The sequence below is a fragment of the Cyanobacterium stanieri LEGE 03274 genome (assembly GCF_015207825.1).
GTDB classification, from domain to species: Bacteria; Cyanobacteriota; Cyanobacteriia; order Cyanobacteriales; family Cyanobacteriaceae; genus Cyanobacterium; species Cyanobacterium stanieri_B.
In genome coordinates, this window is record NZ_JADEWC010000004.1 from 14,006 (window position 1) to 38,182 (window position 24,177).

General features: G+C 33.3%; 22 protein-coding genes, 2 pseudogenes and 1 CRISPR repeat array. Of the genes and pseudogenes, 5 read left to right on the plus strand and 19 right to left on the minus strand.

Features of this window, described 5'->3' with window-relative positions; translation table 11 throughout:
* Positions 1-224: 224 nt before the first annotated feature.
* Positions 225-778: a CRISPR direct-repeat array (repeat unit 36 nt; unit sequence CCCTACCCATGGGGTTACATGGGATTAGTTGGAAAC).
* Between the two features lie 135 nt (positions 779-913).
* From IQ215_RS02695 to IQ215_RS02715, 5 genes are all read right to left on the minus strand, one after another.
* Entirely contained in the window at positions 914-2,344 is a 1,431-nt protein-coding gene (locus IQ215_RS02695; RefSeq protein ID WP_193799789.1) for a HesA/MoeB/ThiF family protein, read from the minus strand.
* A 189-nt stretch (positions 2,345-2,533) separates the two neighbouring features.
* Positions 2,534-3,016, minus strand: coding sequence for an E2/UBC family protein (locus tag IQ215_RS02700; protein WP_193799790.1), 483 nt, complete (start codon positions 3,014-3,016; stop codon positions 2,534-2,536).
* A gap of 25 nt (positions 3,017-3,041) precedes the next feature.
* A complete protein-coding gene (locus IQ215_RS02705) occupies positions 3,042-3,245 on the minus strand; it encodes a hypothetical protein (protein WP_193799791.1) in 204 nt (67 codons plus the stop codon).
* A gap of 15 nt (positions 3,246-3,260) precedes the next feature.
* Positions 3,261-3,623 carry a hypothetical protein gene (locus IQ215_RS02710; protein ID WP_193799792.1) on the minus strand — a complete coding sequence of 121 codons (363 nt, stop codon included), beginning with the start codon at positions 3,621-3,623 and terminating at the stop codon, positions 3,261-3,263.
* Positions 3,624-3,635: 12 nt separating this feature from the next.
* The gene (locus IQ215_RS02715; protein ID WP_193799793.1) at positions 3,636-4,208 is read right to left on the minus strand and encodes an NYN domain-containing protein; all 573 of its coding nucleotides are present in this window, start codon (positions 4,206-4,208) and stop codon (positions 3,636-3,638) included.
* Positions 4,209-4,913: 705 nt separating this feature from the next.
* Here IQ215_RS02715 and IQ215_RS02720 point away from each other — a divergent pair.
* On the plus strand, positions 4,914-5,243 hold the full coding sequence (locus IQ215_RS02720) for a hypothetical protein (protein ID WP_206688484.1): 330 nt from the start codon (positions 4,914-4,916) through the stop codon (positions 5,241-5,243).
* Between the two features lie 257 nt (positions 5,244-5,500).
* On the opposite strand, the gene IQ215_RS02725 is transcribed toward IQ215_RS02720, so the two are convergent.
* From IQ215_RS02725 to IQ215_RS02765, 9 genes and pseudogenes are all read right to left on the minus strand, one after another.
* Positions 5,501-6,238 carry a pentapeptide repeat-containing protein gene (locus tag IQ215_RS02725; RefSeq protein WP_193799794.1) on the minus strand — a complete coding sequence of 246 codons (738 nt, stop codon included), beginning with the start codon at positions 6,236-6,238 and terminating at the stop codon, positions 5,501-5,503.
* Positions 6,239-6,293: 55 nt separating this feature from the next.
* Positions 6,294-6,950: a hypothetical protein gene (locus IQ215_RS02730; protein WP_193799795.1), complete on the minus strand. Its 657-nt coding sequence runs from the start codon at positions 6,948-6,950 to the stop codon at positions 6,294-6,296.
* 261 nt (positions 6,951-7,211) lie between these two features.
* Positions 7,212-8,423, minus strand: coding sequence for a hypothetical protein (locus IQ215_RS02735; RefSeq protein ID WP_193799796.1), 1,212 nt, complete (start codon positions 8,421-8,423; stop codon positions 7,212-7,214).
* Between the two features lie 253 nt (positions 8,424-8,676).
* A complete protein-coding gene (locus IQ215_RS02740; RefSeq protein WP_193799797.1) occupies positions 8,677-8,994 on the minus strand; it encodes a hypothetical protein in 318 nt (105 codons plus the stop codon).
* A 207-nt stretch (positions 8,995-9,201) separates the two neighbouring features.
* Positions 9,202-9,660 (minus strand): hypothetical protein, encoded by a 459-nt coding sequence (locus IQ215_RS02745; protein ID WP_193799798.1) that lies wholly within the window; start codon positions 9,658-9,660, stop codon positions 9,202-9,204.
* Positions 9,661-9,976: 316 nt separating this feature from the next.
* Positions 9,977-10,114 (minus strand): annotated as a pseudogene (locus IQ215_RS02750) (IS701 family transposase); the annotation flags it as partial.
* Positions 10,115-10,138: 24 nt separating this feature from the next.
* On the minus strand, positions 10,139-10,822 hold the full coding sequence (locus IQ215_RS02755) for a hypothetical protein (RefSeq protein WP_241735236.1): 684 nt from the start codon (positions 10,820-10,822) through the stop codon (positions 10,139-10,141).
* A 27-nt stretch (positions 10,823-10,849) separates the two neighbouring features.
* A complete protein-coding gene (locus IQ215_RS02760; protein WP_193799903.1) occupies positions 10,850-12,118 on the minus strand; it encodes a TnsD family Tn7-like transposition protein in 1,269 nt (422 codons plus the stop codon).
* Between the two features lie 3 nt (positions 12,119-12,121).
* Positions 12,122-12,481 (minus strand): annotated as a pseudogene (locus tag IQ215_RS02765) (TniQ family protein); the annotation flags it as partial.
* 147 nt (positions 12,482-12,628) lie between these two features.
* On the opposite strand from IQ215_RS02765, the gene IQ215_RS02770 reads away from it, so the two are divergent.
* From IQ215_RS02770 to IQ215_RS02780, 3 genes are read left to right on the plus strand one after another with little or no spacing between them, the layout of a single operon-like run.
* The gene (locus IQ215_RS02770; RefSeq protein ID WP_193799800.1) at positions 12,629-13,711 is read left to right on the plus strand and encodes a DNA cytosine methyltransferase; all 1,083 of its coding nucleotides are present in this window, start codon (positions 12,629-12,631) and stop codon (positions 13,709-13,711) included.
* Positions 13,712-13,714: 3 nt separating this feature from the next.
* Positions 13,715-15,340, plus strand: coding sequence for an McrB family protein (locus IQ215_RS02775; protein WP_193799801.1), 1,626 nt, complete (start codon positions 13,715-13,717; stop codon positions 15,338-15,340).
* A complete protein-coding gene (locus IQ215_RS02780) occupies positions 15,321-16,505 on the plus strand; it encodes a 5-methylcytosine restriction system specificity protein McrC (RefSeq protein ID WP_193799802.1) in 1,185 nt (394 codons plus the stop codon). The genes IQ215_RS02775 and IQ215_RS02780 overlap by 20 nt, the downstream gene beginning before the upstream one ends.
* A gap of 69 nt (positions 16,506-16,574) precedes the next feature.
* On the opposite strand, the gene IQ215_RS02785 is transcribed toward IQ215_RS02780, so the two are convergent.
* The 5 genes from IQ215_RS02785 to dndE all read right to left on the minus strand — a co-directional run bounded on the left by IQ215_RS02785 (position 16,575) and on the right by dndE (position 23,902).
* Positions 16,575-16,745, minus strand: coding sequence for a hypothetical protein (locus tag IQ215_RS02785; protein ID WP_193799803.1), 171 nt, complete (start codon positions 16,743-16,745; stop codon positions 16,575-16,577).
* A 96-nt stretch (positions 16,746-16,841) separates the two neighbouring features.
* Entirely contained in the window at positions 16,842-20,777 is a 3,936-nt protein-coding gene (locus IQ215_RS02790) for a restriction endonuclease subunit S (protein ID WP_193799804.1), read from the minus strand.
* A gap of 100 nt (positions 20,778-20,877) precedes the next feature.
* Positions 20,878-22,746, minus strand: a complete 1,869-nt coding sequence (gene glmS / locus IQ215_RS02795; protein WP_193799805.1) for a glutamine--fructose-6-phosphate transaminase (isomerizing) — start codon at positions 22,744-22,746, stop codon at positions 20,878-20,880.
* Between the two features lie 98 nt (positions 22,747-22,844).
* Complete coding sequence (locus IQ215_RS02800; protein WP_193799806.1) at positions 22,845-23,414, minus strand: DUF3172 domain-containing protein; 570 nt, start codon at positions 23,412-23,414, stop codon at positions 22,845-22,847.
* 62 nt (positions 23,415-23,476) lie between these two features.
* Positions 23,477-23,902, minus strand: a complete 426-nt coding sequence (gene dndE / locus IQ215_RS02805; protein ID WP_193799807.1) for a DNA sulfur modification protein DndE — start codon at positions 23,900-23,902, stop codon at positions 23,477-23,479.
* Between the two features lie 85 nt (positions 23,903-23,987).
* On the opposite strand from dndE, the gene IQ215_RS02810 reads away from it, so the two are divergent.
* Complete coding sequence (locus tag IQ215_RS02810; RefSeq protein ID WP_206688485.1) at positions 23,988-24,131, plus strand: hypothetical protein; 144 nt, start codon at positions 23,988-23,990, stop codon at positions 24,129-24,131.
* Positions 24,132-24,177 lie beyond the last annotated feature (46 nt).

The following is a 24,177-nucleotide window of genomic DNA, read 5'->3' on the forward strand; positions in this document are numbered from 1 at the left end:
GCTGTCTCTTAATAGTTCTTATTGCCATGGAATAAAACATAAAATCTACACAATAACCAAAAACCCCCAAATGCCCATTATTTCGTATTATTGTGTCGATGCCTTGCACTGTATGAGTTTCAGACCTATTTTTTGTTGCGCGATTTAGATTTTATGTGTTATATTTATTATTGTGTAGATTCAAAGGCTAAAACTCTTGTAGTGTAATGCCTCTGAATCGAAGACCCTACCCATGGGGTTACATGGGATTAGTTGGAAACCACTGTTTACTCCACGCAAAGCTGATGTTGTATTAATTCTTCCCTACCCATGGGGTTACATGGGATTAGTTGGAAACGAAACAGGATGAATAAAATTATTAAAATCAGTAAACCCCTACCCATGGGGTTACATGGGATTAGTTGGAAACAATACAACACCACCAACAGATCCCCAGTCTTCCAGAGTATTCCCTACCCATGGGGTTACATGGGATTAGTTGGAAACTTTTCCGTCTGCTGTTGTTACTGTACATTTCATTCCCTACCCATGGGGTTACATGGGATTAGTTGGAAACCATCGGTTATCGAGTATTTTTTTAAGTGCTTCTCTTCCCTACCCATGGGGTTACATGGGATTAGTTGGAAACGCGACTCCGCTCAAAGCAACAACTAACCCACCAATGATACCCCTACCCATGGGGTTACATGGGATTAGTTGGAAACTTTCAAGTACTTCAACTATACTTTGGAATTCTCTCCAACCCTACCCATGGGGTTACATGGGATTAGTTAGAAACACCTCCTTAACCATTTAGGTTTTGGGGGTTTTTCTCCTGTTGTTGTGATAGATAATTAAATACAAAAAAAACCCCCCGACTCTTTGAGTAAGGAGAACCTAAAATGATATAGCTAAAAATATTTATGTATCGATGTTACTCATCAAAATAGTTTGTATCATAATATGACTCTTGGGCAGTGGAACAAAAATCATCACTATGTTGCTCCCAAAAATCATTTTCTGAAAGAGGAGTAACCGTACAAAATAAGCAATTTTCATTGTGTAAATGTTCAGGTATAGTCTTTAACCATTGTTGCGAAGGAAAATGGTAAACCCAATCTAAACCCTCATCCACATTGACAAATCCAGCTATTACCCCATGAAGAATTCCAACCGTAGTACTAGCACATATATTATTCAACCAAAATACCGCAGGAGCTTCCACATCATCAAGATAACCCGCAGAATTTGCCAATTGAGTGATAGAATTCGCTGCTGTTTCCAAAGCCGACTGCTGTAAATTAATCATATTGCCACACATCAAACACCAACCACCACCGAGGGGAGGAATGGTTATCCGAGCATACATTTTGGGAATACCATCAGAATCTATGTCAATATGAGTACCCAAAGACATAAAAGGGCGTTGATATTTTAAGGCTAATTCTTGGGCGATTTGTCTTGAATGATGATTGTCTGTCGCCACTACTATTAAATCATAATCGATAATTTGTTCTATATTTTCGATGGCTTGAATAGTTGTTTTTGCTGTAATGAAATTCCCATCATCAGGATAAATTTTGGTCAGTAAATATTTAACATAATCTACTTTTGACCATTGTTGATTGACCATTTCCTCCGATGCCCCTGGAGTTCTATTGAGGTTAACTAATTCTAAATTATCATCATCAATTAACAGCCAATTTTTAACCCCTAAACGCGCCAAAGTTTCTGCAAATACTGCCCCAATTCCTCCACAACCAATTAAGGCGATTTTGAGTTGATTTAGTTGTGTTTGAAATCCTTTCCCAAATACCTTTTGACGGGCAAACATGGGGGATATTTCTGGTGATTCTGAAATATTATTTTCATCGATGCTTAACCAAGAATTACAAAATTCGATGGGTTCAAAATCTGTTCCTTGATTATTCCAAAGACGAAATTGATATTTTTCTAAGTTTTCGTCAAATACTCCTGATATTAAGTCAGGTTGGTGAGCAAAATTTTCCCCTAAAAATCTGGCATAATCAGATTCATGACGATCATCTACATAGGAAAAATCAGGTAATTGGTCTCCAAAATGGGTGTGAATATGAACTACATTTAATTGTTGATTTTGCAAATATTCTTCTAATAAATAGTGATGAAAATGTTGCTTCATTACTAAGCCAATACTAGACTGATATTCGTAACAATCTTGGTCTGGCACAACCCAATATTTAGGAATATATCTAACTATATTATCAGTGAATTGCTTTTCACAAAATATAAAACTGATCACCTCTTCATCTTCAGGTTTTAAGTAGAGCATAGAATAGCGAATTTTTTGCCACATTTGAGGGGGAATATGTAGGGATATTTTCATGATTATAAATTGTATAAATTAGGTCAAATATATAGAATAATCAAGTAACTTGAGTTCGGAATAATATTTTCTAGTGAAAATGGTAGGGTGGGCATTGCCCACCATTTAATAATTTGGGATAATTATTAGTAAGAAAAAACTTTCTTATTGTTATTTAAACTCGCCCTAGTATGCATCACCTGATGATAGTTAATCAGTGTTAATGGCGTGTTTGGCGGTAATATATAGTGTGGCTAAATTATGTCCTTTTTCGGGATGATGACTAGGGCGCCAAGCATTCATCCATCTTTCTTGATGAAAACCTCCCCCTAAACCGACACAATACCAATACCATCCTTCTTCACTGAGAAAAGGCGCTCCATAATAGCTTTGTTGGGTAAAATGATGATCTCCTTCGCCGATGGTTTTCCATGGATAGTTTAAGTAACAACCAATGGGGGGAATTTTGGGATATTCTGGAGGTAATAAAAAGAGAATATCTGTGTTAGAAACTTTAAATTTGTTGGATGATAGGGGCATTCCTTTTACTAATACGGCGGTGTATGATTTATGATCAATTTGTTTTCTGCCGACTATGATATTTTTAGCTACTTTTTCGAGTATTTGTAGTTCGGAGTTAATTCTTGGATGGGGTTGAAAGGGGGAGTTGTTAGAGATAAGTGTAATAGTCATTATTCCAGTTTAATTGTTTCTATAATTACTTAAATCCTTTAACAATTTTAGGAACTGTCCAAACCTTAGAACCTTCCTTGAGGGCTTCATTTTCCTTGAGGGGTTTAGTACCTTTAAAACCTTCTTCCATAACATCATCATTACCAATTTCTGGTAATTTTTTTCTCAGTTCTTCTACAGTAGCACCATTAGGTAAATCCACTAATTTTCCATTAACAATTGCTCTCATAATTTATTTATCTCCTTAATTATTAACTACAGGATTGGTAATTTCTATGGTGGGATTAGCTTCCCATTGATGATTCCTTTTTTGCGAGGATATTAAGATTGCTCCGATAACTAAAAAACCCAATATTACGGTTACATTAACTGTCAAAAATTGACGATTAATACTACTTCTTAACAGTTTTATATCTTTTTGAATTGTGCTTAGGTTACTTGTTTCTAGGTGATGAATTTTTTTCTGAAGGGATTCTATGTGATGTTGTTGCTGATTAAGGATATGTTCTAAGTTTTCTGACTTAACAAGAATATCACTGCATTTTTGGTCTAATTTTCTGGAGTCTTGGGAGGGTTCGATAATTAATTTACCGTTAATAGTTTGCATAATTTCTTCCCCCTAATTAAAAATATTTGTGTTGCCGATGGGGTGATATGTTTGATGATTATTTTGGGCATTAAATTGGTCAAAAACAGGAATTAAGTCAATAAAACTGTTGGCAGAGTTTTTCAACTCATTCCCCAAAGTTTGCCCAATGGCGGCTACTTCTACCCTAATTCCTCGTCTTCTCAATTTTTCTACCAAGTAGGCAAAGTCGGAATCCCCTGTGAGTAGTACTACTATATCGGGGCGAACTTCGAGGGCAAATTCTAGGGCATCAATTGCCATGACAACATCTATATTGGTTTCAAATTCGTTGCCTTTGGCTTTTCCTTCCTTGGTAACTACGACAAAGCCGTTACTTTTTGCCCAATAAACCAGTTTTTCTTTACTTTTTCGTTGTTCTTCAAAACGCTCTCTAGCTGGGGGTAAACCAACATAAATTACCATTTCGACTAATTCTCTTCCTTCTTCTGGGTTTGCTAGATAGTCTTTTATTTTTTGCCAGTCTAGTTTTCGATTAAAACTTTGAGCAGCGATGGTGATGTTATCGCTATCGGCAAAAATCATGACTTTTCTTGTGGTTTTCATCAATTCATAAATTTATTTATTGATTTTTTGTTTCTCAATTACAACAACCCATAGGAAAAGGGGTTTTCCTAAAAATATTTGTTTTCCATTAGATTTCACTTGTTTTGATAACAAAGACTGGTTTTATGGTTTTCAAAATATCCCTAAAGCCTTATCAAGAGTGCTTTACAGTGTCTCTTAATAGTTATTATTGCTATGGAGCAAAACATAAAATCTACACAATAACGAAAAACCCCCAAATGCCCATTATTTCATCTTATTGTGTCGATGCCTTGCCCTGTATAGGTTTCAGGTTCTTATTTTTGTTGTGCAATTTTGATTTTTTGTGTTATTATTACTATTGTGTAGATTTAAAGGCTAAAACTCTTGTAGTGTAATGCCTCTGAATCGAAGACCCTACCCATGGGGTTACATGGGATTAGTTGGAAACCATCTGCGGGAGAAAACGTAATCAAAGCTTCGATATCCCCTACCCATGGGGTTACATGGGATTAGTTGGAAACATCTCTTTAATCATTTAGATTTTGGGGGTGTTTTCTGACTCTGTAGCGAATGATAATAAGAAACACAAAAAAACTCCCCTTTCAAGGTTAAGGAGAGATCAAAATTAATAATAAAATAAGTTAATGTGATTATCGTAGATGATCATATTGTGGCACCTTAAGCAACCTTAAAGAAAATCAACTGATAGGGGAATAAGAAAAAATGTCAGTGATAAAAATCCTCAAAGACTATCATCGAGGAATGGAAATTTACGATGAATGTCATCCCACTAGTTTAAGGGTGCACATAGAGGCTTTCAAAGACGAAGTGAAAGAATTTTGGCACGAACCCAACTTCGGAGAAATGTGGGATATACTTCATCAAGGAGGCAGAATACTATTTTATTTAACTAAAATTCCCTTTTATCTGATAGCCTTTCCTACCGTACACAAACACAGTAAACGCTTTAGTGAATATGGTTGCATTCGCAGTCGTCGTAATTGCCAAAAAAATTGTATTGATTGCCACGAGAAAATAATAATAGACAGTTAAATTCTCCCCTCGCCCTTTGGGAGAGGGGTTGGGAGTGAGGGAAAACCAATTTTGAATCACTCCTCGGGGTGAGAGAGAATCACAATATCTAACCCCAATGCGGGATTATTATTAGTATGGTTGAGTGTCAATTATTAACTTAAAATTGGGCTTCTCATAATCCTTAAAACTTAATGTTTATAATCATTAGTAAAAAACTATTCTCCGTTCCCTGTTTCCCGCCTTAACTAGAATATATTATCCCGAACTCAGGTTATCTAAGAATCACGCTCCACATTTCCCATATTCTTAGAAACTTCCAATTCTAAATGATTAGAAAACCTTGCCCCTTGCCCATTAACCTTATGAAACTTGATATTATTCCAATAGGCAGAATGTAAATCAATATTAGTAAGATTGGTACGGTGTAACTTGGCATTACTTAAATTACATTTTTGTAGATTTGCCCAAGTTAAATTAGTATCGGTTAAATTAGCAAAACTAAGGTTAGCCTGTTGTAAATCGGCATGGGCTAAATTTGCACCGTGAAGATTGACTTTATATAAATTAGCACCCTGTAAAAAAGTATGGTTTAAATTTGCCCGTTGTAATTTACTCTTACTTAATTCTACTTCTGTAAACCTCGCAAAACTGAGATTAGCACCTTGTAACTTAACACCTGTTAGGGATGCACCTTTTAAATCAGCACCCACTAATAAGGCTTTTTTGAGGTTGGTATTAGCTAAAACTACACGACTTAAATTGGCTTTTTCTAAATTGACACCCTCGAGATTTAATTTCATCAAATTAGCATTCATCAACACATCCCGTAAATCTTTCACAAAGCGCAAGTCAGAATGGGTTATATCTATATCTGCTAAGAATGATCCTAACTCAACTCCCATAAATTTACAGCCACGAAAATCCCTTTCTCCTTGGTTATATAGTTCTTCTAATTGCTGTTGATTAATAGTTTTTTTGAACCATAAGCCTTGTTTTCTTAATACATCCACCATCTTAATTTAGCTCCTATGTTATTTACTATGGGTTAATCTTTAATCAGAAAAATTTTTATTCAGATAATCGGGCGATCGCATCTATCACATTATCAACAGTTTCAGGAATCATATCTAAATATTCATTTAAACGTCTGAGGTATAAAGATAAATCAGCAATTTGACTTAAATCATGTTGTATCTTAGTAGGTTGAGCATGGTATTGAATATATTGATGAAAATAAGTTAAATCACGGATAAATTGCCCAAGGGATTTATCATCGAGGGTTTTAGCAATATTGATAACAGAATCTAAACAATAAGATAGTTTTTTATGTTCCTCCTTTAAAGTAGTAATTAGATAAGGTGCAGGACTAGCAGGGGTAACACCTTCGAGGCTATTTCTGATACTTGCCTCCTGATTATTAGCAACAACACCCTCAGCAAACTGTTTAATAATATCTTTCATATTAAGACAAACTACAGCAACCTTATCCTCTACATCACTTAAAAAATCTTCCTGTTGTTCAGCAGTAACCTCCTCCTCTTGTAATTGATAAGAATTTAATAAATTTCGATAACTACAATCCCCCGTTAACTTCACATAGGCAATAAAATTTCTAACTAATCTTTCTTGGTACAAAGCAATATCAGAAGCATTATTCTTGACAGAAGAAGGAATAACAATATTACTGGTATCTACTACGGATTTATCTAAAGAAACATGATTCATCTTTTTTACTACCCTCTTTTAGAAAGATTATTTAATCCATAGCCTCGGGGGCCACCCTTATAATATAGGCAACCCCAAGAACAACCCCTTTCTTATGCCAAAACTGATTCATTCTAAAATTTACTCATGGGGTTAGGGAATGGGGAACAGGGAAAGGTTTTCTATCATTTAAGTTAATGTAGGGTGGGCATTGCCCACCACTTGATCCCACACAAAGTCCCACATTATTGGGGGATTTAGGGGGCGAAAAGGCGATCGCTTTTATACCTCCTTATCACGGGCGAGTAATTGATGATAAATTTCCTCTAACTCAATGTCACGTTGACGGGCAAAATCCTCATCACGGGATTTTAAAACATCTTCACGATTAGCGTATTTGATAGTAATAAAAACAGCAGCGGCACTACTGATAACAGAAAGAGAGAAGAAAAATAAACCCAAACCTAAATCAGCAAACTCGCCATTAAGTAATTTTGAGAAGAAACTACGGGTTGCCATGGAAACTTGAGTTACCGCAGATCTTAAATTACCCTCTTCATCAAAATGAAATTCATATAGTTCAGGAAATTCGTCTCTTAAAAAAGCTAAATCATTACCTCTTTGCGCACGAATGCTTAATTTTTGATCTAAAGTTTCTTTGGCATCTTCATACACCGCATAATGTTGTTGTTCTAAAATCTTAGCTTCAATACATAAAGGAATTTTTTGACCCTTAGGTGCATTACTCCAATCCTTATTGCGCTCACTCCATAAACCATGTACATCTTGATAGAGTGCGTCATAATTTCTATCTCCTTCTGTCATTTTCTGTAAGTCCTGTGTTCCTTGTTGACATTTTTGTTCAGCTTCTTCATACTTAGAAGTATCTGAATTGTTGAGATCTTCAACCTTGACACGTTGTTCGGCAACTAAATAATCAACGGTTTGCTGTTGGATGCCAGTGGGATTATTAAGTAATTCAACACCAATACCAGAAACAAGGGTTTTAAGAATACTAATACTAACCATGCCAAAGATACCAATATTTGCCCAACCACGATTTTTTTTGGTACGATTAGCCACGGTACTAGCAGTTATATTGGAAAAAGAAAGAACACCAACATCAATTAATAATCCTAAAATAACGGCGGGAAAATTACCTAAAAATTTGAAACAGAAAAAGTAAAAGGGTGCATTAGAAACAAAGTCAATTATATTCGCAAAACTGTTGGTATTAGCGGTAATCTTGGCGTGTTTTTTTAGCTCATCAGTGACATAGGCATTACCATAATAGTCTTTAGGATTGGCGATTAAAACAGAGCTTATTTTTTCGGCTAATGATGGATCTTGGGGAGTTAATTTTTTGCCTTCTTGGGTGAGTTCTAATACTTCAGCACAACTGGGATCTTGTTCAACAAATTTAATGAGAAGTTCAGGTTTAGATAATTCGGTGTAGTTGTTTTCGGTGTGTTGCTGTTGTTGTTCTTGTTTCATTATCAATTATTCCTGCTTTTTATCAACAAATACAGTTAAACATTGCTGAGGAATGGGTATCTTCCTATGGCTTGGGAAAAGAAATGAGGAGGGTTTTCCTGTAAGTATTAAGCCCCTTCCGAGGGGAAGGCAACTTAATTTTTATTGATTAATCAAGCATATCTTATGACCTCTTTTCGTTGGAACACTTACCAAGATAAATGACTCCAAGAAAAGGTCTTTTTCTTGGGTTCGATTTGAAGGTGATTAAGTTCTATTCTTTGTTTGATTTAATTTCAGGTGAGTTTTTCTGTTTTTCGTCAAGCAATTTCTGAAAAAATGGATTTTGGGGAAATTCCTCTACAAACCATTCTGGATGATTTTCCATGATCCAATAGCTTACCTCTGACATATATTGCCTCATATTTCTTAAATTCAGATAAAAACGTAAATAAACATCTACAGGATGCTTTTTCAAATCGTCCAAAAGTAAGTGATGTAAAATAGAACTCATGCCAGCAAGTTGCGAACTCATCTGAACCATACGCTCATGAACTTCTTCGATAGAAAGATTTCTAGATATTTTATTCATAAATCCTCAAAAACAGTTTCCAAAATATCCCATCTCACCCGTGGCTAGGGATGGGAATAACAGCAAAGATAACCTAAACAATCACTAAGATAAACTGCCACGGGAAAGCCTCTTTTCTTAGGTACTATTTGCACGGGGCTAAGGGAAGGGGGCGACACTTTATTTAATCCCCCCTAATTTGGAAGGGGGAAACCCCTTTGGGTGATTCTACAAAATGATTAAACGACAACCAGAATGATCAACGGCAGTGTCAATTTCACGGTAAAGAATATCAATCCATTCTCCTCTATTTTTGGGAAAATCTTTCCATTTTACTGCTAATACCCAATATTGTTCTATTTTTAACGCTTCACGAATACCATACCAACGACGACTTTTTAGGTCATAAATGCGATCTCGCCCTTTTTGTTCACTTTCTAACAAAGAAATACCCACACGAACTAATTTACCATCTTGGTTTTCTAGTTCAATGACGGCATCAATGTTTAACACATCCCAAAGTACAAGCGCATCACTAAAATCATGTCTTTTATTTTTTGCCCATGTGACACGTTTAGGTAAATATTGTTCAGCTACAGAGAGTAAGTGTTCAGCATTCAAATCAGAAGCTCTGAAAGCTAATACTCTTAATTGTGATGCTACCGCTTGAAATCTTAAACCTAACATTGAGTTGACCTCCTTTTATTCTTAGACACACTAACCCCTTGGGTTAGGATAAATCGAAAAAAGGAAAAACAATGCGTTACGAACCTGTTAGGTTTTGCTCTTTTTTGAGCCACATAATTAATATAACTATAAGTTCTGATTTCGTCAAGGATTTTTTGCAAAATTTTCCTCAACTCTTGACAATTACAAAGATAAGCTAGGGCAAGAAAAGCCTCTTTCTAAGGTGCGATCGCACTATATCATTTCATGAAATGACGTAGCCTGCCACTTCGTGATCATCTTTTTTTATCACTTAAGCTACTCCATAATTAGTATAGTGTAAATATTTAAAATATTCATAATTACGCACATCGGAAAATAAAGAACGATAAAACGAACAATAGTCATCAATGAGGGGAACTGTTTCTGTGGGATTTCGAGGTAAATGTTGCCTGATTTGTTCCGCTATATCCATTGCCATAACTGCTTTTCATTTTTACTATCTTTTTATTTTGCCACTTTTTCTCTCGGAAAGTGACAAAAGAATGACATGGGGATGGTAACTAAAAATATGGCTGTCTCCTGATGGTAAATTCCTCTCCAATTTTGATACTGTTCCCGAACGAATTACCACTGCATCAATATGAAATTTTTCTTTCAGTTCCTTTTGCCATTGGTCACATAATTGAGGGGGACATAGTACCCCAATTCTTTTAATTTCTCTTCTATCTAATAACTCCCGCATAATTAAGCCCGTTTCAATGGTTTTCCCGACCCTCACATCATCAGAAATTAATAAACGAATAGTATTTTGTCTTAATGCCATTAATAACGGTACTAACTGATAAGGACGAGGACGGACGGATAAACGTCCTAGACAACGAAATGGTCCAGCTCCACTTCTCAAACTCAATAGGGAGGCATCTAAGAGTAATTTTGCTGATTCATGATTTTGTAATGTTTCAGGGGATGGAGGGGGAAATATGGCAGGTTCAACAGCTTCCCCTAAGCCAGTAAAAATTCCACACACTTGTTCTTCCTTGCCTGATAAGGGGCGTAAACGAATGAGATTAGGTAAATCTGAAGGTAACACTACCCATTGTCGTTGACGACAGGATACGATCGCCCCAACTTGAGGAGATGAATTGGTTTGAGTTTGTACCGTACCTGTTACTGATCCCATTTTTTCTTGTCACTTTTGTTACTGTGTCTAATATAAAATGTTCTCTACTCTTTTTATGCAATTATTTTTTAATCCTGCTATTCGCATGATTTTCCATGATTTTACTTCCTCCCCCTGTTGTTCCAAAAATTTGATCGCCCATTCTATCCTTCTATCCTGAAACATTTCCACTGACTCGACAGTTTCTTGTAGATAGGTTTTTGTCAGGGGTAATTTATCCAATTTATGCTCTAAAAGTGCCTTTAATCCCGTCATAATACCCACTTTTCTCAGGGTAACTCTTTGGGGTTTTTCCTCTTGCAAAATATCTTGAACTGCCTTCTCTACCTGAATTTTGATATTTTGATCTCTTTTACCCCAATCCACTCTCTTATTTACTGATACAGACGGTTTTTGTAAAAAGGGTGAATTATTATTTAACCAAGGGCGATCGCCCCTATACAATCTTCCATATAGGGCAGGAGATATATTTCTCAGTTGAGTTTTTGTTGCGTCAGGATACTGTCTTTGTAATTCTAACCAATCTTGTCTATTTTGTGCCTTATTATCAGCTTGTTGAGCCTCATTGACGTGGCAAAAGTTCGTGGTTTCTGATTGCCATGAAGCATTTAAACCAAACTTATTCACATAGCGATTAATAGTCCTAGTGGTTACCTTTAATTCTCTAGCAACTGCTCTTAATCCTAAATTTTTATTCTCTACTAAATCCTGTAACTTTTGATGCCACCTATCCCCATAAGTGATGATTTGATTGGGCCTATAACCATCAGATTGCTCTGATTTCGATACCGTTCGACTGTAAACCATTCCACAACTGCAAGTAAATGTTCCTAGAGGTTTTTTGTTTTCTAGGCAATGGCTCAACTTAACATCTTCAATCACAGGTTGTAAGTAATGATCAACTGCACCATTAAAACAAATCCAAGGAGGATTCCCAAAGGGTTTATATTTCGATGATGTTCGTTCAAAAAATTCTCGTACCGAACCACAAAGAAACCTCATCATCAATATATGACGTGTGGGGTGAAAGGATTTGCGGTGTTTTCTAACTATACTGAATAGCCAATTACTTTGATTATCGAGACTAATACAAGAGTCTAAATAACTCAAAATATCCTGTCCATAGCAAAACAAAAATTCATCAAACAATTTCTTCTGATTAACTCTTTTGGATGCTGTGGCAATATTTCTTGACATCAACAAATTCATATATTGCTGATAATACCAGTTCAAAGGACGGGAAATTTGAGGATTATCTAACAGCCATTGAACATCACGAGCTAAGTTAAATAGTATGGTCTAATTTTGTGGGGAGTATTTTTTTACTACGTTGTCAGAAATACAATTCTTACGATTCGCTACCTGATAATGATGTTGATTCAACTGTTGAAAAAGTAGGGTGCTATTTTGTAATGAGATATTATGGGTTGGACAAACTAACACACAAGATAGTTGATGAATGCGATGCCAATAAAATTCCCCGTATTTTTCCTCATCTTCCTGTAAACATTGAGGACAAAAACAGAAATATTTAGGTTGGGAAATATTACTTGCCGAAAGTCCGATACGGGTATGAATATTTCCTCCGTAATTGGATTTCATTGATTCTTTGATTTGTGTAGCCCTTTCAGGGGGGATAAAAGGGGCATAAAAGTTATAAAGAGTATTCCTGTATTTTTGGTAATTAAATTCTCAATGTTTAACTTATGGTGTATATATTTTCTTAAAATTTTATTTGATCAGTTCGATCAAGATTTATAATATAAATTAGCTTTTTTTGCCAACTTAACCAATTATGACAACACAATGACTCTAGCAACAGGTCAGCTTGAACTTTTTACATCTGATAATACTAATGTTATTACGCAGATCCCTACGACTAAGCCCAAAGTTATTAGTCTTTTTTGCGGTTGTGGAGGCTTTGATTATGGATTTCATCAAGCAGGTTATCATATAGTTTTTGCTAATGATATTGATTCTGCGGTAGAAAAAACCTATCGAAAAAATTTGGGAGAAATAACAATTAAAGATATTAAAGAGATTGATAAAAATACCTTGCCAGATTGCGATGTTATTTTAGCGGGTATTCCTTGTCAACCTTTTTCAAGTGCTGGAAATAGAAACTCCGTTAATGATGAAAGAGGAGGTTTATTTCAACAGGTTATTGAGACAATAAAAGCAAAAAACCCCCAAATAGTTGTGTTTGAAAATGTCAGAGGTTTTTTATCTGCTAAAGATGAAAATGGCTTAAAAATGCCTGATAGAATTGCTTTAGAATTTAAAAAAATTGGTTATAAGCTATATTTTCAATTATTAAATGCTTCTGATTATGAAGTACCCCAAAATAGATATAGGGTTTTTTTATTGGGAGTTCGGAATGATTTAAGTTTAGCTTACAGATTTCCTTTTCCTATTTTTAAAAAAGCTAATTTAGTTGTTAAAGAAATTATAGAAAAACCTTTACCATTAGATGAAGAAAAAGATGTTTGGGATTTATCACCCCAAGCATTACACTTGGCTAAATTTATCCCTCCTGGTGGTTCATGGAAAAATGTTCCAGATGAAGAATTACCAGATAGATTAAAAAAAATAAGACAGAATATTAAAAAATATCGATCACCCAATTTTTATCGTAGATTTAATTTAGATGAAATTATGGGAACAATTACAGCCGCTGCTACTCCCGAACATTCAGGCATTCTCCATCCCCTCGAAAATAGACGTTATTCTGTGCGAGAAATCGCTAGATTTCAGTCTTTTCCAGATGACTTTAAATTTGTCGGTTGTACTACTGCTCAAAAATATAAAATGATTGGAAATGCTGTGCCTTGTCGATTAGCTTTTCACTTAGCAAAAAGTATTAAATTACAATATTTTTCAGATATTTAAAAAATGCCTTATTTTTCTCAAGATACTATTTTTAACGCAATTAATCAATTATCTAATATTAAATATATTGGAGGTAAACAAGGTAATATTGATACTTTACCGATTTATTTATTTTTATCTAAACTAGGTATTAATAGTGATACTTGGATTGATTCAACTAAACTTTATAGTAACAAAGATTTAGGACAAAAAATTATTTATGAACTGGGTGGATGTTTTGATCTGGAAATAGAAGAAGTAGAAACTCAATGGTGTTTGTTTTTTACAAGATTTTCTGAGTCAAATAGACAATTTTATAATCCGAAAAGTAACTTTAATCAAATTTTTTCTCGTGTTAAAGACACTATCGATAATAGTATTAGTGATCATCTTTTAGAAAAAGGAAAAGAAAAAAATTATCGACTAAAAAATGTATTTTTCAAAAATATTTTAAATATGTATGAGCAAAAATATCCTTTAGATGCTCTAAGTGTTTGGTTATATAGAAGTTATGAATTTGAAGAAGAAAATGTTAATATCAGACAAATAAGAGAATACTTTTATGAAGATTATAAAATTAATTATGATTTAGCTAAAAAACTTTTTAATTTACAAGAGTCGATTATCTTAAAATTTAGTAAAGAAAAAACTAAAGCGGAAGAATATCGTCAATATTTAAACATTGATAAATTAGTTAAATTTACTCAAAAACAAGATAAATCATCAAATATTAATCAAGAATATAAAATACAATTAGCATCTGATTCAACATATTTAAACAATTATATGAAATTTGATCAAAATAAACTTTATAGTCTATTAGAAAAACATAAACAGTTAATTTTAACAGGCGTACCGGGTACAGGAAAATCTTTTTTAATTGATCAACTTTCGGCAAAATATCAAGAAACAGTCAAAATTCAATTTCATCAAAACTATTCTTATCAAGATTTTGTTATTGGAAAAACGATTAAAAATAATAGTGTTGAATATGTAGAAGGGATTTTAATTCAGTTATTGCGGAAAATAGAACAAGATCAGAAAAATAAAGATAAGCATAAATACTTATTAGTAATTGACGAAATAAATAGAGGAAATATTAGTGCTATTTTTGGAGAATTATTATATGCCTTAGATCGAGACAAAACAATAAATATAATTTTAGGAGATAGTGGAGATACCTACCCTATTTTTATCCCTGAAAATTTGCATATTGTTGGCACAATGAATACTGCTGATCGAAGTATTGCGTTGGTAGATTTTGCTATTAGGAGAAGATTTTTATTTATAGAAATGCAACCAGATTATGAGTTAATAGACCAATTATCTACCTTTAATGATCAACATTTACTAGGTGATTTTCTGCAAAAAATTAATAACAATATCAAACATTATTTTAATACTGAAGACTATCAAATAGGTCATTCTTATTTTATTAAAAGTTTAGAAACAAAAGGCAAATTTTATAATTGGATATCAGAAGATTTATATGAAATTATCCAATATAAAATAATTCCGATGTTAGTTGAATATGCTCATGGGGATAAAAGTGTTATTCCTAATATTTTGGGTAAGAAAATATATTTAACATCACCATCTGAATTAGAAGAATCTATTAAAGAATTTTTAAATGAAGATACTAAAGATTAAATCAGGTACAAAAATATGGGTAAATAATCACGATCTGAATGATTTAAATATCTTGCTAAAATCATTAAATTCAGAGCATTTATTAGATAGTAATTATTTAATTATACCTCAAGGTTATGTTGGTAAAATAGTTACAAAAAATTTGAAAATTATTATTGAGCCTTCCATTAATTATCTAACAAATATTGACTATCTAAGATTAATTTTAAATGATAAATTAGCAGATTCTCAGAATAATAGTTTAGGTTATGATAAAAATATTGATATTTCTAAGTTTATTATTGATCAATTTTTAGCTAATTTACAAAAATTAGTTAAGCAAGGTATTCCTGTTCAATACAAAAATACACAAATTATCAGTCAATACTTACAAGGCAATGTTAATTTTTTTGAATCATTTTTGAGAATTAAATTAGGAATTGAGCCTTATTTCATTACTTATACTCAAAAGATAGAAATGGATTATTTTGTTATGAGAGTTATAAAAAAGGCATATAAAAAATTAATAGCTAATTTCCCAAATTATCAACAATTTGAGATAACAAAAACTCTTAACTATATCAGTAATGAATCTATTAGAGTTAAGAGATTAAAAAATATTAGATTAAATTTTAACAAACAAGAAAAATATTTAGCAAATGCTTTTGAGTTTGCTTGTTTAATTTTGCAAAATATGTCTTATAAAAATATAGGGAATGATTTATCTTTTAGTTTAATTATTAATAGTAATCTTTTGTTCGAAAAATATATGGTAAATTTGCTTCAACAAAGTTTCCCTAAAGATACTGTTAAATATAAAGATTCAATTAAAGTGGCAAATTATAAAAGGCAAAATCAAAAACAAATTTTGATCGCACCTGACATAATTTATCAGGGAAGTCATGCAGTTATTATTGACATAAAAAATAAAAATTTTGATCGTGCTGTCATCAATGCAGATTTTTACCAAATTTATACTTATTGTAAAGCCTTGAATAGTGATACAGGAGTTTTAATTTATCCCTATTATCAGAATGTTGAACCTGTGATAATTAATCCTGTTTTTGATGAGAAAATTAGAATTTATGCGTTGGGAATTGATATTACTCAATCATTAACTTTTAATGTGAATAAAGCCCAAAGTTATTTTATCGAAAATATTGAACCAATTTTCAAATATGGGTAAGTTATTTTCTCTGATTTAATAACTAGACATATATTTTCTTGACTATCTTCTATTTTATTATCTGTGAGATTAATAATTATCCTCAATAAATTTTTGCACTAACCAATGCAAAACTCGATCGCACTCTGTTAATAAGCCACAAGGCATTAAGGAAAGAGAAAGATAATCACTAAACTTGTCCATTATTTCAGGATTAATTATGCTTAAAGCTGATAAATCATAATATTTAGATCGCACCATATTATATAAAAATATTAAAGAAAGGGGAAAATAATCCCTGAAATCTCCCTTGTTTTTTTTACCACTAAGCTAACATCAATAAAGTTAATAATTTAGCTACAAATATTGATAAATTACCGCTTCTTTTCTCTTAGCAATACCGTTAATTATTTTTTTAGCTTCTTTAATTTTTGCCTCACATTTTTCAATTTCAAAGATAGTTTGTTTTTGTTTCTCAATGCTAGGAATTGAAATTTTAAAATTTTCAATATCTTCTTTATTGATGCTTGGATATGATGATTTTGGCATTGCTATTTCCATTTGTTCCATTAAATCCTTAGAAAACATAAACAATAAATATATCATTTTATTAATAAAAATATTTTCATTTTTAGATTTTAAAATTGCAAAACCTGTAGAATAAATTGTATTTTCAGGTTGTTCATCAATATATGCAAATCCTTTTAAATAAGGGCGAACAGTAGATATAATTGTTGAACCAATCGTGGCAATTCTTTTCGCCCTTGATGGTGCATTTTCACCCATAATTTTTTTACTAAAAGAAATAATACCAGTTCCTTTTTCAACACTGTCAATGTCAACATAAATAAATTCTTTTTTTGGTTCATTTGTTGGATCATAACTCTCTGTATTTATATCAATAATATTACTTATTTTTATAAGTTTTGAGTTGTTACTTGTTTTTTTAATTAACTTTTCAATATTTTCTTTCTCACTTTTAATAATAGTTTCTGCTTTCTCAAATTCTTCATCAATAGCTTGACAGGCTTTAACTATTTCCTCTTGAATTTCGAGGGGGGGTAAAGGGATTTTGACATCTGTTTTTAAAAATCCACTATTTAAACTTTTACCAAATGTATTTAAACCCACATTTTCTAAATCAATCAATTTAGCATTAAATATATGAAACAGAAATAAATCAAGAACTTGATTTTTCTCGAAAGGAATTAAACCAGCAATTGCTTCATTTGTATATAAATCTTTACCTGCGATCGCTGTTTTTCCAATAGACAACTTAAAACTAAGTAAACTCGTTCCTTTGGGAATTAATTTAACATTGGAATCTTTAACACCTTGATCTGTTATTTTTTCTTTAGTATCAGTTATTATTTGACCATTCATTTCCGAAATTGATACCCAAAGATTATCCCCCCTAAAATAACTAGAGTTACTTCTTGAAGGTGTACCTCCTATTTTAATATCAACAATATCACCTAATTTATACAAGTCCCATTTTGTATCAAAAGTAATGCTTTTTTTGTTCGGTGTTAAACTAATTGACTTATTAAAATCAGGGCGAGAAAAATCTAACATATCCACTAAAAGAGCCGAAGTCACAAAACTACTTAAACTATCAGGAATATTCACAGTTTCACTGAGAAAATTTTGCTTAATTAAAAAGTTAATTTTTGCTGAATTATCATTATTTTGAGGATCATAAAGAGGTGTATTAATTTTATCTAAATTAAACAAATTACTTAATACTCGTTTATCTTCTTCCTCTAAATTATTACTATCTTCTTCCTCATTTTCCGTCACTTCCTCAACCGTAACATTACCTAAATATTTAATTCCCTCATTACCCTTAGCACTACTCCACTCATAGCCTAAAAACTCTTTCATTTCCTTATTTTTAGAAGGACTTTTAATAATTAAAACCCTTTGAGGATTAAGATTAGCCAACACAAAATAATAAAGTTTATCCCTTTCAACATCTTGAACATAAATAATAAATCTTTTATTTAATTCCTCTTGTTTAGCTTCCTCAGTTAAAGCCTTAAAAGCCCTTTGTTTTTTTAGATTTTTAATTTCTGTCCATTTATCAAACTCTTTTTTATACTCTTTAAAAATATCATGATTTAAGAGTTGCTCATTAATTTCTCCAGCTAAAAATATTTTATAATCATCAAAATTAAACCCTAAATGATGACAATATTTTTTTATTAAATACTCATCTTGAAAAATGTTATTCTTACTATCTTCACCCTTAAACCAACTATTAACCCGATTCAAAAAATGTTCACAAGGGGCAGGATTTTCGGCTTTTCTTCTTAAAAATAAAGTAACTGTATTTGTGCCAGTTTTACCAAATGTACCACTACCAAACTCCGCAATAGCAATAATATCAAAATATTTAAGTAAAATTTCCCTCGTTGCCACATAAATATTAGTTGATTTCGAGGTACTTTTAGCCTTACCCTTAGTCAAAATAGAAGAAGGTACAATAATACCCATTACCCCACCAGGTTTTAATAATTGTTTTGCCCTTTCAATAAAAAAAGTTTCAATACTATTATTATTAGGATAACTTTTTATTTCAATAGTTTCAATAAGTTGATATTTTTTCCGATCTTTTTCCTCTAAAGTTTCTAAAAAACCTTTCACACTATAAGGAGGATTTGCCACTAAAATAGAGTAATCATTTTCTTTAATATTAGGAATATTTGCCAAAGTATCAGCATAAATAATATTAATTTCATCTTGTCCGTACATAAAAGCCGAAACTTTTGCTACCTTAGAAAGACGATATTCTTTTTCAATACCGACAATATTTTGATAGTATTTTTCAAGGTCATTTTTTTTGTTATTTTCAACAATGGGTTTAATTTCTTGGGCGTATTCATTAAGAAAATGTCCAGCACCACAGGCATAATCAATTACTTTCGGTATCTCCTCACTTTCTGTAATAATTTGCTCTAAAGGTAAGGATTTAAGGATAAATTTAACAAGAGGAATTGGAGTAAAAAATTGCCCTTCTGATTGTTTAATACCTTGATCTAAAAAACCTTCAAACATATCCCCTAAAAACTGATTTTCTTCTTCTGTTTTCAAGCGAATATCTTGAAGCATTTGCACTAATTTTAAAAGTACCGCTGAGTTTTGATAAAATAATTTTTCGTTGTGAACATCAATAAAAGCAAAATCATTATTAGTAAAAAATTTTAATTGACGAAAATACTTTTTAATAGTATCCTTTGTTGCATCAGGATCATTTTTGAAAAATCGAAAAGCCTGATCAATTGATTCATTGTCAATATAAGTTACATCTTCCCCTAAAAACCGTTTCATTCCTTCTTGATATAACTTTTGTAAACGATCTTGCAACTCAAAAAAGCTATCATAAGCGATACCTTTCCAGTACAACTTTAATTCATCAGGATTGTTAGTTTCATCAACAATTTTACACAAGAATAAATTAACTAATTTATCAAAAGCATTTTCACGCCCAGATACATTATGTTGTCTTAAAATAGTTGCAAATTGATGATATTTTCCTTGAATATCATTACTGTTAATAGTTGTTAAATCCGCTAAAGAATATTTAGTTTTACCGATTTCATAAGCAGGTATATCATCTTCAAAAATTCCCTTAGTAGCGAAATCTTGATTATAAGTTTCTTTCCATGCTTGATAAATGTCTTCTTTATCTAAAAGTTTAGCTTTTTCATAGGATAATGGCTCTTTATCTGCTATTTCTTCTAAGAGTTTTTCATTATCTTTAAGGGTAATTAAATAATAGTTAAAAGTAACTTTTTCATCTACCGAATCAGAGGTATAAAGGGCAATAAATTGAGTGCTTCCTGCTTGTTTAGCATAGGAAAAAATTTGTCCACCATTAATTAATGTCTTTTTCCATTCATTATCAAATTCATTTCCTGCGGTTTTACACTCAATAATTAACAAAGATTTACCTGAATTATCTTTAACCATAATATCCGCCCTTCCACCACTTGCACCATGCCCCACAGTCCATTTTGGTTCAAGTTCAATATGTTGCGGTTTATAACCTTTGTTAAATAATCTACAAACGCATTCAAAAACAACAAAATTCTCTTTTTGCTTAAAACTGGTGGTAAATTCACCACTAATAGTAAAACCTTTTTCGGTAGGATAAATTAATTTTTCGTTTTTAAAATCTACTTTTAATATTGTTTCAATTAAGGGAAATTCTTTTGAAAAAATATTCTCTTTTTCACTGGCTATAAATCCAAGATTAATTAATACTTGTTTAAGGTTATCTTTATCAATCACAAATTTCCTAACTTTATTTTTTAATACGCAACTTTATTACTTTATTAAAAGTTATACAACTTTATTACCATATTACATAAAAGACGATCGCCTCTTAGAACTATTCCACCGTAACGCTTTTCGCCAAATTACGGGGTTGATCCACATCCAAACCACGCAAAGAAGCGATGTAATAGGAAAGCAACTGTAAAGGAATCACCGCCAAAATAGGGGATAACAACTCCTCCACCTCTGGCACGTTTAAAATATCATGGAATACCTCATCATCATAACTTTGGGGTACAATGCCAATCAAACGAGCATCCCTTGCCTTTGCCTCCTGAGCATTGGAAATCACCTTTTCATAAACACTACCACCCATGGCGATCGCCACTACAGGCACATGAGCATCTAAAAGGGCAATGGGACCATGTTTCATCTCCCCTGCAGGATAACCCTCCGCATGGATATAACTAATCTCCTTGAGCTTCAGCGCCCCTTCTAAGGCGATGGGGAAATTAATACCCCTACCCAAGAAAACAAAATCTCTGGTTTCAGGAAAATTATGCGCCAACTCCTCAATTTTTGCTTCCTGAGTTTGTAAAATCTTCTCAATTTGCGTCGGTAGTTGCAATAAACCTGCTAAAATTTGGTCAATTCTTTCTGGGCTAATGGTTTTCCGTTGCCAAGCCAAATCCAACGCCAACACATAAAAAGCCATTACCTGTGCCACAAAAGTTTTGGTAGCCGCCACCCCAATCTCAATTCCAGCATAGGTATTAATTAATTGATCCACCATACCCCCGAGGGTACTTTCTGGGCGATTACTAATGCCCACAATGCGGGGGCGATAGGGTTTATCTAACCCAGAGCGTCTTTGTCTTTCCATGCCCAGCGCCGCCAAGGTGTCCGCCGTTTCTCCCGACTGAGTAACCCCGATAGTCATGGTGTTAGCCATAATTGGGCTTGGAGAATATCGATATTCCGAGGCATACTGAACAAAAGTAGGTATCTCGGCAATTTGTTCCAACAAATATTTACCCACCAAACTAGCGTGCCAAGAAGTACCACAGGCAACGATTTGGATGTTTTCTAAATTATCGATTAATTCAGAGCTTAAATTGAGATTAACAGGTTTAGTGCCTTTTTGTTGCCAATCGGGATTAAAATACACCTCTAAACAAGTACGCACCACGGAGGGTTGTTCGTGGATTTCCTTAAGCATGAAATGGCGGAATCCTTGTTTTTCAACCGTTACAGGACTCCAATCCAACACCCGAGGACTACGGCGTAACCTTTTACCCTCAAAATCATATAACTCTACCCCCAAGGGGTTTAAACGTCCAATTTCTCCATTTTCCAAAGCCAATACGGCGTTAGTATGATTCACTAGGGCGGTTACATCCGAGGCACAGAAAAACTCACCCTGTCCAAAACCAATAATTAAAGGAGCATTTTGACGGGCAACGATTAATTCTTCAGGATAATCAGCACATAAAAGGGCGATCGCAAAGGCACCCTCCAAACGATGTACCGTCTTCATCACAGCATCCATAAAAGGATCATCTCCTTCAGGATTATAATATTCTGCTAATAAATGGGGAATTACCTCTGTATCAGTATCCGAAACAAAATTATGTCCTTTCTCCTTCAACTCCTTCCGTAACTCCTGATAATTTTCGACGATGCCATTTTGTACCACCGCAAACCTACCCTCATTATCCCCATGGGGATGGGCATTATATTCCTCTGGTTTACCATGGGTAGCCCAACGGGTATGCCCAATACCGATTTGAGCATAATTAATATTATTTTCTAACTTCGTGCGCAAATTATGTAGCTTACCTTTTGCCCTGACGGCCGTTAACTGCTGATCATAAATTGTAGCGATACCCGCAGAGTCGTAACCCCTATATTCTAACTTCTCTAATCCACCAATAAGAATATCTACCGCCCTTTGAGTTCCAATGTAACCGACAATTCCGCACATAAGTTTAATCGTTAATGATTAGTCCAATGATTATAGACAATAACAAAAAAAATGGAAATGATCATGGTCTGATGAACAAAACCATCAAAATAATTCTTTTAAAAATTATCAGTTTCCGTAGGATTAACAGCCCCTGGGCGATTTAAAAATAAATTTCCTGCCGAGTCATTTTGATAAATACATTCAATTTTGGGAGAAGCCTCCAAAGGCCCTGTAAAACCAAAGGTATTCATTCTATTTTTACATTGTCTAACTTGTTCATTACTAACGAGGTTTTGTTTTTCTAAAATTGACCAATTATTACGTCTCAAAACGCAACCAGGTTGCATAGTTGGTTGAGTAACATAAACATTAAAAGGGTTGAGGGTAATAAATACACGCATATCAGAAACGATCGCACTTGCCCCAAATTGAATACATACTTCAGGATTAGGCGCTGCCCTGTCAATGACTTCCCGAGAAGCAATATTTGGACTATTGGTGGTTTGTCCTGAACTTAACGCAATACCTAAACCAATACCTAACATAAATATCCCCGCACAAATAGCCACGATAGTATAATTCAAACCTTCGATGAACGAAGATTTTTTCGGAGGAGTATTACCATATCGACTTTGGCGCGAAGGAGGCTCGGAATAGGAATAAGGAGGCTTTGATCTACGTGGCATAGGAGTAATTTTTTATTGATTATATTATGATAATCATCTTCAACATTATAACCTCCCTCGGATTATTCCATAGCTTGGTCAGATTGTACCGCTAAATTAACAAAGTCTTCAATTTTACGGAGATTTGTATCTCCCACCAAATAACCGATGCCACGATGAAGATGAAGTAAGAACTGTTCTTTAAGGGTAGCATCATCTAATCCTAAACCATCTTGATGACATCTTTGTTTTAGCACCATCAATAATATATCTGCCATGTCTCCCCCAAATACTTGCCATGTCATTTCTAAGTTACTGTCAGCGGGAATTGGGTAGGGAGTGGGTTTATTTTCTTCGGCAATAGAGCGACAAAAAGCCCAACGACAAAGAATATTCCAGTTTTCTATTTTGGTGATTCTTTTAAGCCTAATTAGTTGATCTTTTCCTTTTTTTGATATTTTTATTCTTTCTATGGGCAATCCTGAAGATGTCTGTTTTACACTATTCACTTTATTTATGGAAAATCAATAACTAAAATTTAATTATAGATAGAATAACAACTATTATCACTGGCAAAATTGATCCATAAAAGCCATGAGTCAAATCATCTCAAAAGCCATTACCCCCAAGGAATTTCTACAACAATCAGAAACCCAACCACCCCAAGAATACATAGAGGGAAAAATATTCCCTCTTATCCATTCCCCATTGCCCATTCCCTATTGCCTAATTTATTAATTTGTACTCCACAATGGATTATCATATATAGGAGTATTAAATATAA